General features: G+C 67.5%; 12 protein-coding genes and 1 tRNA gene. 6 read left to right on the top strand and 7 right to left on the bottom strand.

Features of this window, described 5'->3' with window-relative positions; genetic code table 11:
- Positions 1-170: 170 nt before the first annotated feature.
- Positions 171-677: a hypothetical protein gene (locus tag NS355_RS11195; protein WP_153008195.1), complete on the bottom strand. Its 507-nt coding sequence runs from the start codon at positions 675-677 to the stop codon at positions 171-173.
- 216 nt (positions 678-893) lie between these two features.
- On the opposite strand from NS355_RS11195, the gene NS355_RS11190 reads away from it, so the two are divergent.
- A complete protein-coding gene (locus NS355_RS11190; RefSeq protein ID WP_058745795.1) occupies positions 894-1415 on the top strand; it encodes a PilZ domain-containing protein in 522 nt (173 codons plus the stop codon).
- A 30-nt stretch (positions 1416-1445) separates the two neighbouring features.
- On the opposite strand, the gene NS355_RS11185 is transcribed toward NS355_RS11190, so the two are convergent.
- A complete protein-coding gene (locus tag NS355_RS11185) occupies positions 1446-2207 on the bottom strand; it encodes a YgfZ/GcvT domain-containing protein (RefSeq protein WP_058745794.1) in 762 nt (253 codons plus the stop codon).
- Between the two features lie 47 nt (positions 2208-2254).
- On the opposite strand from NS355_RS11185, the gene NS355_RS11180 reads away from it, so the two are divergent.
- Both NS355_RS11180 and NS355_RS11175 read left to right on the top strand, forming a co-directional pair.
- Positions 2255-3574 (top strand): dihydroorotase, encoded by a 1320-nt coding sequence (locus tag NS355_RS11180; protein ID WP_058745793.1) that lies wholly within the window; start codon positions 2255-2257, stop codon positions 3572-3574.
- Positions 3571-3972 (top strand): hypothetical protein, encoded by a 402-nt coding sequence (locus tag NS355_RS11175; protein WP_058745792.1) that lies wholly within the window; start codon positions 3571-3573, stop codon positions 3970-3972. The genes NS355_RS11180 and NS355_RS11175 overlap by 4 nt, the downstream gene beginning before the upstream one ends.
- Before the next feature lie 114 nt (positions 3973-4086).
- Here the strand turns inward: NS355_RS11175 and NS355_RS11170 are convergent, their stop codons facing one another.
- A complete protein-coding gene (locus NS355_RS11170) occupies positions 4087-4851 on the bottom strand; it encodes a DUF1134 domain-containing protein (protein WP_058745791.1) in 765 nt (254 codons plus the stop codon).
- A gap of 165 nt (positions 4852-5016) precedes the next feature.
- Between NS355_RS11170 and NS355_RS11165 the strand changes: the two genes are divergently transcribed.
- Both NS355_RS11165 and NS355_RS11160 read left to right on the top strand, forming a co-directional pair.
- Positions 5017-5106, top strand: a tRNA-Ser gene (locus NS355_RS11165).
- Positions 5107-5201: 95 nt separating this feature from the next.
- On the top strand, positions 5202-5912 hold the full coding sequence (locus NS355_RS11160; RefSeq protein WP_058745790.1) for a VIT1/CCC1 transporter family protein: 711 nt from the start codon (positions 5202-5204) through the stop codon (positions 5910-5912).
- 8 nt (positions 5913-5920) lie between these two features.
- Here the strand turns inward: NS355_RS11160 and NS355_RS11155 are convergent, their stop codons facing one another.
- The 3 genes from NS355_RS11155 to NS355_RS11145 form a co-directional block, all read right to left on the bottom strand.
- On the bottom strand, positions 5921-6511 hold the full coding sequence (locus NS355_RS11155) for an NADPH-dependent FMN reductase (protein WP_058745797.1): 591 nt from the start codon (positions 6509-6511) through the stop codon (positions 5921-5923).
- Positions 6512-6570: 59 nt separating this feature from the next.
- Positions 6571-8154, bottom strand: coding sequence for a Na+/H+ antiporter (locus tag NS355_RS11150; RefSeq protein WP_058745789.1), 1584 nt, complete (start codon positions 8152-8154; stop codon positions 6571-6573).
- A 196-nt stretch (positions 8155-8350) separates the two neighbouring features.
- Positions 8351-10450 (bottom strand): DUF3857 domain-containing protein, encoded by a 2100-nt coding sequence (locus NS355_RS11145; protein WP_244489656.1) that lies wholly within the window; start codon positions 10448-10450, stop codon positions 8351-8353.
- Between the two features lie 143 nt (positions 10451-10593).
- Here NS355_RS11145 and pncB point away from each other — a divergent pair, with 143 nt between their 5' ends.
- Positions 10594-11898, top strand: coding sequence for a nicotinate phosphoribosyltransferase (gene pncB / locus NS355_RS11140; protein WP_058745788.1), 1305 nt, complete (start codon positions 10594-10596; stop codon positions 11896-11898).
- A 263-nt stretch (positions 11899-12161) separates the two neighbouring features.
- Here pncB and NS355_RS11135 read toward each other — a convergent pair.
- Positions 12162-12535: OmpA family protein (locus tag NS355_RS11135; protein WP_153008194.1), on the bottom strand; the 374-nt coding region annotated here is incomplete at its 5' end.

Raw genomic sequence — 12535 nt, 5'->3', positions numbered from 1 at the left:
CCTGCCGCCAGGGCCAGCCCGGCCCCCAGCCCCGCGATGATGGTCCGACGATCGGCGTCCCGCATGATGCTCTCCCGTATTCGCCAGGCATGTTTGCCTGTTCGATCATAGGGTTATCATGAAGGACGAAGCCGTGTCATGGTAATCCTCCACCGCTGGAACGGTCGGGATCAGTCGCGCATCTTCTGGGCCTCGACGATCCGGGCGTCGCTGCCCAGCGTATAGAGATAGGCTTTGCGCTGCTCCGAGCCGGATCGGTAGCGGCGCAGCGTGCGCGCCTGTTCGCGGGTCAGGGCGAAGCGGACATAACCCGACCGGACTAGGCACTGGTCGACCTCGGACTGCAGTTGCGACTGCAGGGCATCGACCTGCCGGTCGGGCGCATAGGCACGCCGTACCAGCACCTGGCGCGTGCTGATAGCGAACGCGTCGTCGGTCGGGACCATCGGTGGGACGTTCACCTCGCGATCCATCACGGCGGCACCGCGCACATAGCGTTTCGTTGCCGCGTCCCCGGCCACGTCGCGCCGGGCCGCTTGCAACATGCAGGCACGACTGCCGCCGTCGAAAGCCTCCCGCGAAGCGCCAGGCCTGCCCCAGCTATAGGTCTGGGGGGTTGCGGCCAGAGCGGATGACGACGCGCACAACAGGGCCAGCGCAAGACCGATCTTCGGCATGACCTCTCCTCGGTTTCCTTGATCCGAAACTATCCGAAAAGCTCGGGCACGTCATGCCTTTACCATTCCTACTAACAGAGGACCTGCGACGGCCAAGACATCGGCCTGTGCCGTCACCACCGGCACAACATACATTAGTGAAAACCGATTCATCCTTTCTTTCCCTCTATCCGCTAAAGAGAATGAATTGATCGAATTTGGAGCAGGGAAACTGCCATGGGGCGGTCCGGACCGGGCTATAAAAATCGCGAAGCGCGCCGACAGGTTCTGATTCCCTGTCGGATCAAGTCCGTCCGCGGCTGGGGTGATGCGTGCATCCACAATATCTCGTCACGGGGCATGATGATCGCCTGTGACGATCCGCTCGCGCCGGGCGAATATCTCGACCTGCGACGTGGTCGGCAGGTGGTGATCGGCCGGGTCGTCTGGCGTCGCGACCGATTCTCGGGCGTCCGTACGCAGGACGTCATCAGCGCCGATGCGCTGGTCAGCGAGCCCCGCCTGGAAGCCCGGCCGACCGGCACGCGTCGCAGCGAGGATCGTGCCACGCTGCGCCAGTCCATGGCGGGGGAGATCGACGCCGCCCGCCGGATGGAGCGCAGCCGCTCGATATCGCAGGCGATGCAGTTCGGTGCGCTCGGCCTTTTCGGACTAGTCGCCGCCGCGACCGTCGCGATGCAGGTCAGCCATGTTCTGGCCGCGCCCGCCGCGCAGATCACCCAGGCCCTGTCGAGGTAGACGGTGTCGCGGTAGTCGAGGGGGGGCCGGTCAGTCCTGATCGGCCTGCAACGCCGCCGCCAGCCATTCGGGACGGATCGCGTCGCCCAACGCCTCGACGCGGCGGTGCTCGACCATCAGCCCCAGTTCCGGATAGGTCGCGCGGGTCCGGTCGCCCGCCTCGCCCAAGGGCGCTACGACCAGCCGCCGATTGACTTTCGAGCGGTGGTGCATCCGCGCCGTGTTTTCCTGCCCGACATAACAGCCCTTGGTGAAGCTGACGCCGTTCAGTTCGCGGGCATTGCACTCCAGCCACAGCGTCTCGCCCGAGCCCAGCTCGCCGACACCCTCGGTCACGCCCAGCGACAGCCGGTGCGCGGTCCAGCCGCTTGCCGCTTCACCCGCCGGGGCCAGCCAGCGATGGCCCAGCTCGGACAGGCGCGGATCATGCGGATGGCCTTGCGCGTCACGGCTCCAATGGACGGCCAATCCCTCGACCGGCGCGATCGTGATCGCGCGGCGCAGGCGGTACATGCCCAGCCGCCTTGCCAGCGCCTCGGCCTGCGACGACTCCGCATCGATCAGCACCGCCTCGCCCTCGGCCCATAGGAGAAAGTCGAACAGCGCCTTGCCTTGCGGCGTCAACAGCGCGGCCCAGCGCGGGGCGTCCGGCGTCAGGCCCACGACATCCTGCGTCACCAGCCCTTGCAGGAAACCGCGCACATCCTCACCCGCGATACGGATCAGGCGGCGATCGGCCAGGGTCGTCGCGGCGGTCGTCGCAGGAATGGCTGTTGGGGTGGCATCGGTCATGACCGCAAGGTAGGAGGGCGTGACCCTATGCGAAAGGCCCGTTTGCCATGACCTTCGACCTGCTTCTCTCCGGCGGCACCGTCCACACCCCCGGCGGCCCCGTCCGCGCCGATGTCGGCGTGCGCGACGGCCGGATCGTGGAAATCGGCGCGCGTGGCGATGCGGGTCGGGTGATCGACTGCACCGGCCTCGACATCCTGCCCGGCGTGATCGACAGCCAGGTGCATTTCCGCGAGCCCGGCCTGATGCACAAGGAAGACCTGGCCTCCGGCAGCCGCGCCGCGGTGATGGGCGGCGTGACCGCCGTCTTCGAAATGCCCAACACCAAGCCGAACACCGATTCGGCCGAGGCGATCACCGACAAGCTGACCCGCGCGAAGACCATGTTCTGCGACCATGCCTTCTATGTCGGCGCGACCAACCACAATGCGCGCGACCTGGCCGAGCTGGAGCGGATGCCGGGCACGGCGGGCGTAAAGATCTTCATGGGCGCCTCGACCGGCGACCTGCTGGTGTCCGAGGATGCACGATTGGCCGAGGTGCTTGCCTCGGGCCATCGCCGCGTCGCGATCCATGCCGAAGACGAAGACCGGATGAACGCCCGCGCCGACGAGCGGATCGAGGGCGATCCCTCGTCGCACCCGGTCTGGCGCGACGACGAGAGCGCGCTGCTCGCCACCCGTCGCATCCTGCGCCTGGCACGCGAGGCGAAGCGCCGCATCCATATCCTGCACGTCACCACGCCTGCCGAGCTGGAATATATCGCGCAGCACAAGGACATCGCGACCTGCGAGGTCACGCCGCAGCATCTGACGCTGGCGGGCGAGGAAGCCTATCCGCGCCTCGGCACGCTGGCGCAGATGAACCCGCCCATCCGGTCGGGCGCGCATCGCGACGGCCTGTGGCACTGGCTGAACCAGGGCGTGCCCGACGTGATCGGCTCGGACCATGCGCCGCACACGCTGGAGGAAAAGGCCAAGCCCTATCCGGGCAGCCCCAGCGGGATGCCGGGCGTGCAGACCTTGCTGCCGCTGCTGCTCGACCATGCGGCGAATGGCCGCCTGTCGCTCCAGCGGGTGATCGAGCTGACCAGCGCGGGCGCGCAGCGCATCTTCGGCATCGTCGGCAAGGGGCGGATCGCGGCGGGCTATGACGCCGACTTCACCATCGTCGACCTGAAGAAGCGCTGGACGATCGAGGATCAGTGGCTCCAGTCCAAGTGCGGCTGGTCGCCCTTCACCGGCATGGAGCTAACCGGCAAGCCGATCGGCACCATCGTGCGCGGCAAGGTGGCGATGTGGGAAGACCAGCTCGCCGATGCGCCGACCGGCCAGCCGATCCGCTTCGAGGCGGTCGACTTCGGATGAGCGAGAGCCGGTGGGTGCGGGACATCCGGGTCTATTGCCCGGTCGCACCCGCCACGTTCGCGGCGCTGATGGCGGGAGAGGCGATAGCGGTGGAAGACGACCCCACCGCCGCGACGCTGCTGGCCATCCTGCGTACGTCGCCGCTCGGGGATTTCGGGCGGTATCGTGAAGTGGTCGAGCTGGCGATCGGTTATGAGGGGTTCCGGCCGGGTGAAGGCGCGGTGCCGACGCTGGGGGCGGTCGGACAGGCGAGTTGGTCGCCGACCGTCATCCTGACCGCGATCTACGACGCCGAGGCGAATATCTCCGCGCTCGCGGACGCCCTGCTCGCCGCGCATCCCTGGGACGTGCCGGTGATCGCCGTGAGTGAGCCTTATCGGTTGCTGGTGCGCGGATAGGGCAAAGCGTGGGCTTCGCCTTCGCTCAGCCCGAACGGTTGTGGGAAAATCATCCTACCCCCCGTTCAGCCTGAGCGCAGTCGAAGGCCAAGGGAAACCCTCACCCCCAAAAGATCAGAACGGCAACCAGCGCGCCTTGTGCGTGAAGTTCATATACCCGACGTTCACACCCGCGCGCCAACCGACGCCCAGCCGCACTGGAATCAGCACGACATTGCCGCGCCGCAAATAGGTCGCGGCGAACCCGCCGACGAAATACAGCCGCCCCTCGGCCGCCGGAAAGCGGTGGAACAGCTCCTCGGTGTCGTAGAGATTGTAGACCAGCACGAACACCTTGTTCGCGTCGCCGCCGATATCGAAGCCCAGCGACGGCCCGGTCCAATAGACCGGCATCTGCCCCTCGACCTTGTGGGTCATCACGCCCGAGCCATAGCGCAGGCCGACGACGAACGCGCCCGAAGCCTCGCGCCCGGCGATATAGGCGTTGGGCCGCCCCTGTTCGCGCAGGATTCGCTCGATGATGCCCGCCAGCCCCTCGGCACCTTGGCCGAACACGCCCTCACCCGCCGCCAGCAGATCGTCCCGCTCAAACGTATCGGCGGCCTGCGTCGTCTGGGCCGCGCGCGAATCGGGAGTGCCCGGCGTGGTCGTGACCGGCGGTTGCTGAACGGGCGGGGCCGACTGGACCGGTGGATTATAGTCCTGCGGCGGCGCGCTCTGTTGGGGCGCGGGGCGCGAAGGCTGGGTGCCGAGGTCGCTGTCGATGCCCTGATTGGGGTCGATCGTACGGACCTGTGCCGCGACCGGCGCGGTGGCGACCAGGGCCAGGCCAGCCAGCAACGACAAACGCCATGACAGGCCCAGACAGACGATACGCATGAATTCTCAACTCCCCCGGCGAACCGATAGGCCACGTTAACCAGCCCGCAGCTTGCGGCGCAATGAATGACGAAATGGGGATTAGTCGATTTTCCTGATAAAATCCCGCCCGGACCCGGTTGATTGCCTCCACCGGCCCCGCTATAGCCGCACCTCGCCGCAGCCGGAGACGTGGGTGAGTGGCTGAAACCAACGCTTTGCTAAAGCGTCGTACGGGAAACCGTACCGAGGGTTCGAATCCCTCCGTCTCCGCCATATTGCGTGCCACCTTCCAACATTCCTTCGACCGCCCGCACGGGCCAGCCACGCCGCCCCGGATCGTGTGCGTCCGGCATGCCTGAGGACATCCTATGAGCCAGACCACCATCCACGCCATGGGCGAGCAGCATCTGGTCCATCGCACGGGCTGGCTGCGCGCCGCCGTGCTGGGGGCCAATGACGGCATCATCTCGGTCTCCAGCCTGATCGTCGGCGTCGCGGCCGCGCCCGGTGCCACGGCGGGTGCCGTGCTGGTGGCGGGAATCGCGGCGTTGGTCGGCGGCGCGCTGTCGATGGCGGCGGGGGAATATGTCTCGGTCAGTTCGCAGGCCGATACCGAGGAGGCCGACCTGGCGCGCGAGGCGGCGGAACTGGTCCGGGCGCCGCTGGCCGAGATGCGGGAACTGGCCGCGATCTACGAACAGCGCGGCGTGGAGGCAGGGCTGGCCCGACAGGTGGCCGAGCAGATGATGGCGCATGACGCGCTGGGCGCGCACCGCAGGGACGAGCTCGGACTGGCCGATGACGGTGGCTCCGACCCGCTCCAGGCGGCGCTGTTTTCGGCAGGGGCCTTCAGCGCGGGCGCCATCCTGCCCGTGCTGGCCGCCGCGCTGTCGCCCCGGGCCTGGGTTCTCTATCTGACACCCGCGACGGCGCTGGTCCTGCTGGCGGTGCTGGGCGCGCTCGGCGCGAAGGCGGGCGGTGCGCCGGTCGGACGCGGCATGGCGCGCGTCGTGCTGCTGGGCGCGCTGGCGATGGGCGTGACCGCGCTGATCGGGACGCTGACCGGCACCGTCGTCTAAGAAGGCGTTCAATAAGGCGGGGCGACCTTCGCCCGCTGTTCCCGTGCGGCCTGGGTCCACCAGGCGAGATCGTCGGCAAAGCGCGGGAAGCTGCGCGAAAGCGCGGCCCCGCCATCGCCGGTTGGCTGTCCCTGAGCGTCCAGCGTCTGGCCGATGCCACCGACGGTCAGCGTACTGGACACCACGACCATACCCATTTCGCCCAGCGTCCCGTGCCAGGCGACGCTGGCATGCGCGCCCGCCAGCCGTCCGGCCGAATAGCTGGCGATGGCGGCGGGACGCCAATACCATTCCTCCAGGAAATGATCGGTCAGGTTCTTCAGCCCCGGTTGCTGCCCCCAATTATATTCGCCGGTCACGAAGACGAAGGCATCGGCGGCGCGGATTTTGGCGGCGAGCGTCTCCATCGCCTCGGGCGCCTCACCGGCGGGATATTCCTTGTACATCCGGTCCAGCATGGGCAGCCCGATCGCCTTGGCATCGATCAACTCGGGCTCGGCACCGCGTTCGCGGAACGACCGGACCAGATAGTCGGCCAGCCTGATGCCCTGCCGATCGGATCGGTAGGAGCCGTAGAAGATCAGGATATGGTCGGCCATCATAAGTCTCCCCATGGTCTGTCCTGCATAACGCGGAAGGGCATGGCGGCGATCCGGCCTCACCCCTTGGCGGCGGTGGCGGCCAGTTCCTCCAGGTCCAGGTCATGTTCCAGATCGTGCAGCGTCTCGTCGTCGATCTCGCCCGCGCGGTGCAGACGGACCAGTTCGGCGCGGCCCGCCGTGACGGCGGCGATGATGACGTCGAAATGGCTCGTGATCGCCGCGCTGAGTTCCTCGGCACTGCCCTCGAAATTCTGCCCGGCCGTCGCGCGGGCCTGATAACGGCGCAGCAATTGCGGGTGGATCAGTTGCCCGGCATCGTCATGCGCCTCGCGCTCCACGGCGACCAACTGGGCACGGAACATCGCCGCCTCCGCCGCATGAAGGTTGAGCGGGGGATGCGAGGCGGGGTCCTCGCGCGGGGCGGCGCGCCGGATCACCCAGCCCAGCGACGTGCCTTGCAACAGCACGGTAACGAGGATGGCGACAAAGGCCGTGACCAGCATCAGGTCGCGCGCGGGCATCTTTTCGGGCAGCGACAGCGCGACCGCCAGCGTCACCACGCCGCGCATGCCCGCCCAGCTCATCACCAGCGCGGCCCGCCCGCCGAGCGGCCGTGCGATCCGCCAGCCAAGCCGATGCAGGCCCGCCACGATCGCATCGACCCCGAAAATCCACACGAACCGCGCAACGATCACCGCCGCCACGATGACCAGCACCGGCAGGCCCATGGTGTCGACCACCGCCGCCGGGTCGCCGACCCGCTCCGACAGGCCACGCAGCGACAAGCCGATCAGGGTGAACACCGCCGCTTCGAGCAGGAAGACCAGCACCTGCCAAAAGGCCAGCGCCCGGATGCGCACGCTCGCGCTGAACACGACATGCTGGTACCAGCCACAGGTCAGCCCCGCCGTGACCACCGCGATCACGCCCGAGACATGGAGCAGCTCGCCCGCGATATAGGCGCTCCAGCAGACCAGCAGCGTCAGCGCGATCATCAGCGTATCGTCGCCCAGCCGCCGGAGCAGCAGGACCCAGGCCGCGCCGATCGCCGCACCGACCGCGATCCCGCCCAGCACCAGCAGGAAGAAGCTGCCCACCGCCGCGCCCAGGCTGAATCCGCCGGTCAGGACGGCGGCGACGGCGAAGCGGAACAGCACCAGCCCGGCGGCATCGTTGAGCAGGCTCTCGCCCTCCAGCAGCGTCGACAGCCGTCGCGGCAGGCGCACCCGCTGCAACACCGCGCGCGCCGACACCGCATCGGGCGGCGACAGGATCGCGCCCAGCGCGACACAGGCGGCCCAGGGCAGCGCGGGGAGCAACAGCTTGGTCACGACCGCGACGATCGCGGTGGTGAAGAACACCGCGCCGACCGCCAGCGACAAGGTGCCGACCATGTGCCGTCGAAACGGTGCGATCGCGGTGAACCAGGCACCGTCCATCAACAGCGGCGGCAGGAAGAGGACCAGCACCAGTTCGGGATCGATGGTGATGCCGGGCAGGCCGGGCATGAAGGCGATCGCCCCGCCCCCGACGATCAGCGCGGCAGCGGGCGGCAGCGACAGCCGATGCGCCAGATAATGCAGCGCGACCACCGCCAGAAACATGGCGATGATCAGCTCGAAACCTTCCGCCGGATGCACCGCCCTGCTCTCCCCCCGCTGCGACGATCAAGGGAAAGCGCAGAAAGGGCGTGAAATCAACAAGGTTGGCCGTTTCCTCCTGTCGCAGGATTCCCCCGACGAAACTCCCCCACCATCCCGGCGAAGGCCGGGATGGTGCATGTTCTTGCGCAACGGCCTGACATTCGCAGGGAAATCCCTGCAGGGCAGGATCGTCTCACACCCCCTTGGCGGTCGGCATGCATGGCGCGGGATCGGCGATCCAGTCATGGTCGTAGCTGGCGGGCACCGCCTCGCCCTGGCCGACGCCGGGTTTCGTCCCCTTCGGCGCGTAGAAGATCCAGGCCATGCTGTTGTCGAACGCGTCGATCCGGCCATTGTCGCGCGCCGCCATGGCGGCATCGATCTCGGGCTGTTCGACGCGCGAGCCCCGGACCATGCGGATGGTGCCGTCGCGCATCTCCCAGGCGCGGCGGTAATGGCGGCCGAACATCATCGTGTCGAAGCTGGGCTTGGACGACCATTGCTTCGCGTCGGTGCCCGTGGGCAGACGGACGGTGGTGACGTGGCAGCTATATTCGGGCTTGGAATAGAAGGGCACGTCCTGCGGCTGATCGGCGCTGCGCCCACGGCGATCGGGCGGGCTGAAGCCGCCGCCCGGCAGCGCGAAGGAGCGGCCGCCATCATCATCCTTGTCCCAATCGACGGTGCCGGTGCCCGCGATCGTCAGGATGCTGGCCTGTGCCTTCGGGTCGTAACGCCACTGCACGCTGTCGATCGCCTGCCAGAATTCGCCGGTCAGCTGCTGACGAAAGGCGTCGAGCATCTGGCCCGGCGTCACGGCCGAGAACTGCGCCTGCTGCTGAAGCCCCGCGACGCCGCGCGTGATGGTGGTGGAGGTGATCTTGGCGGGCTTGTCGAACCCGGCCCGCGTGTCGATGTCGTACAGCGTCGTCTCGTCGGGCACGCTGGCCAGCGGCCGGTTCAGCTTTTCCAGCGACTCGCCGCGCGTGGTCAGCGGCAAGACCCATTGCACCGGAAACACCGGCCGCGCGGCGGGCGGCACGACGGCGGGCATCGTCCCGTCCAGCCAATAGGTTGCGCCGTCGATATGCGCACGGACCAGCACATGGTCGAACAGCTGCGGCCCCGACAGACGCTGGTCGAACCCGTCATCGGCGGAATTGGAATTGATGAGCACCGCCTCCGCCTCGATCCCCAGCTCGCGGAGCAGGGCGAGCAGCAGCGCGGTCTTGCCCTTGCAGTCGCCATAGCGACGCTGCCACGTCTCGTCGGCCGAGGCGGGGGTCAGGTTGCCGCCGTTCAGCCCGACATAGATGTAGCGGACATCCTGCTGGATGAGCTTCAGCGCGGCCGCCGCCCGGTCGAGCGGCTTGGGGCTCGCCGCGGCGATCCGCGCCGCTTCCTGGCGCAGCGGCGAATTGGGAGCGAGGGTCGCCGCCTTGGTATAAAGCGGGGCGAAGTGACGGGACACCGAGGGCCAGTCCGCGAAATCGCTATATTCGACGATACGCTGCCACTGATAGCGCGGCGGCGCATCCTTGGGCGGGGTCAGCGTCGCGGGATTGTCGAAGCGGAAATCGACGCCCTGGTCTTGCCTGGTCAGTGCGGCGGTCATGTCCGGACTGATCTTCAGCTGCGGCTTGTGCCGGGCATCCCAGTTCAGCCCCAGATGATAGCGGCCGGGTGCCGGGCTGGCGGCCAGCACCAGCAGGCCCGATGCCTTGCCGCCCATCGTCGGGTCCTTGGCAAAGGTCGTCCATTCGACCTCCAGTTCGTCGCCGACGCGCAGGTCGGGCACGCGCAGCACGGCGGTCAGCGTGCCGTCGAGCATCGCCTCCTCCAGCTTGTCCTCGCGCCGCAGCACCTCGAACGCGGCGGCCTTCATCGCGTCGATCGTCTGGCCGTCGCGGATGACATGGATGGCATGGACGATCGGCGGCCCCGCCGCCGGGTCCCAGGCAATGGCGATATTACCGATCTGGAGTGCGTTGGATTGCAGGACCTTGATGCGATAGCCCATATATTGGGCCTGCCCCTGGTCGGTGATGTGCGCCACGACATCCTGCCTGCGCATGAAGATCGGACCGCCGGCATCGGCGGGCACCGCCAGCAGTTCGGACCGTGTGACCCAGGCGGGGACCGGCCCCGTTTGCGGACCGCGCTCGCCCGCTGCGGGCCGCCCCGCCTGTTTCGCCGCCTGCTTCCCCGCATTCTGGGCCCCGGCACCGCCCGCCGCCAAGACCGACACCAGCGCCAAAGCCGGAGCGATCGCCCCTACGCCACGCAACCTCATAGTCCCCCCATCCTCCCCGGAAGGCCGCCATAGTGGCCAAAAGACCGGCCGACGCAAGCCGCGCCATGCTTGCCCCTGTCCGGACGATCGTGCATCGCCGGGGTCCCACGGCTTAGTTTGGCTCATGATTTTGGGGAGCGCCCATGCCCGTCACCGACATCGCCACCCGCGTCTATAATCACGGCTGGCGGCTCGACCCGGTCGTGCGCAGCCTGCTGGACACCGATTTCTACAAGCTGCTGATGCTGCAGATGATCCGGCGTCTCCACCCGGACGTGACGGCGACCTTCTCGCTCATCAACCGCAGCAAGCATGTCCGGCTGGCCGAGGTGATCGACGAAGCCGAACTGCGCGAGCAACTCGACCATGCGCGCTCGCTCCGGTTCGGCAAGAAGGAGCTGATCTGGCTGGCTGGCAACAGCTTCTATGGCAAGCAGCGCATGTTCTCGCCCGAGTTCCTCGACTGGCTCGCGCGCTTCCAGCTGCCGGATTACGAACTGCGCACCGTGGACGGGCAGTTCGAGCTGCATTTCGACGGTCCCTGGGCCGAGACGACGATGTGGGAAATCCCCGCCTTGGCCATCGTCAACGAACTGCGCTCACGCGCGGCCCTGAAGGGCAAGGGGCGGTTCGAACTCGACATCCTCTATGCCCGCGCCAAGGCCAAGCTGTGGGACAAGGTGGAGCGGCTGCGCGACCTGCCCGACCTGGTCCTCTCCGACTTCGGTACGCGGCGGCGGCACGGGTTCCTGTGGCAGCGCTGGTGCGTCGAGGCCCTGAAGGAAGGGCTGGGGGACCGGTTCATCGGTTCGTCCAACGTGCTGCTGGCGATGGACAATGATCTGGAGGCGATCGGCACCAACGCGCATGAACTGCCGATGGTCATGGCCGCGCTCGCCCCCGACGATGCGGGCGTGGCGGCGGCACCGTACCGGGTGCTGGAGGAGTGGCAGGCGCTCTATGACGGCAACCTGCTGATCGCCTTGCCCGATGCGTTCGGGACCACGGCCTTTCTGCGCAACGCGCCCGACTGGCTGGCCGACTGGACGGGCTTCCGCCCCGACTCGATGCCGCCGATCGAGGGGGGCGAGCAGATCATCGCCTGGTGGCAGGCGCATGACCGCGATCCGCGCCGCAAGCTGCTGATCTTTTCGGACGGGATGGATGTCGACAGCATCGAGGCGACCTATCGCCATTTCCATGGCCGGGTGCGGATGAGCTTCGGCTGGGGCACCAACCTGACCAACGACTTCCGCGACTGCGATCCGGCGGGCGCGGCGGGGCTGGAGCCGATCTCGCTGGTGGCCAAGGTGATCAGCGCGGACGGGCATCCGGCGGTCAAACTGTCCGACAACCCCGCCAAGGCGACCGGCGATCCGGCCGAGATCGAACGCTATCTGCGCATCTTCGGCGAGGACGGGCGCCGCGCCAAGGCGGTCAGCGTGTGACGGAGTACGTCTGACGGAATATCCGTTGACTGCAAACGACATCACGCCCCTCGCCCCACGGCCAAGAGACCAGAATCCAGCACGGACGGCCTGCCCCACAAGGGACGCGGACCCTGGACCGTGACGACATTGCGTTGAACCGACGCAAGCCCCTTCCCTGAAGGGAGGGGTGTGACTTTCCATCTCGCATCCCGGACAACAAAAAAGGAGGCCGGCTTTCGCCGACCTCCCTCTTTTCGCAATCAACCTTGGTTGAGCGTGGCTTACTGGCCAGCGCCCGGACCGTAGGTGATCTCGACGCGACGGTTCTGAACCTCGCGGACGCCGTCGGCGGTCTGAACGCGCAGCTTGTCGCGCTGTTCGCCGAAGGCTTCCGTGGCGATCGAGCCATCGGGGATCGAGTGCGAGGTCATGTACGCCTTCACCGCGTCGGCACGACGCTGCGACAGACCCATGTTGTACTTCGGCGTACCCGACGTGTCGGTGAAGCCTGCAACCATCACGCGGGCATTGCCGCAGCTCTGGTACTGGGTGATCGCGTTGTCGAGGATCGACGCTGCTTCCGGGGTGATGTCCGACTTGTTCCACTCGAAGAACACGATGAACGGACCCGGCGAGCACGGCACGGCCTCGGGAG

Source organism: Sphingomonas yabuuchiae (genome assembly GCF_001477495.1).
GTDB lineage: Bacteria > Pseudomonadota > Alphaproteobacteria > Sphingomonadales > Sphingomonadaceae > Sphingomonas > Sphingomonas yabuuchiae_A.
The sequence above is the reverse complement of the archived record's forward strand: the minus strand, read 5'-3'. Positions and strand labels throughout refer to the sequence as shown.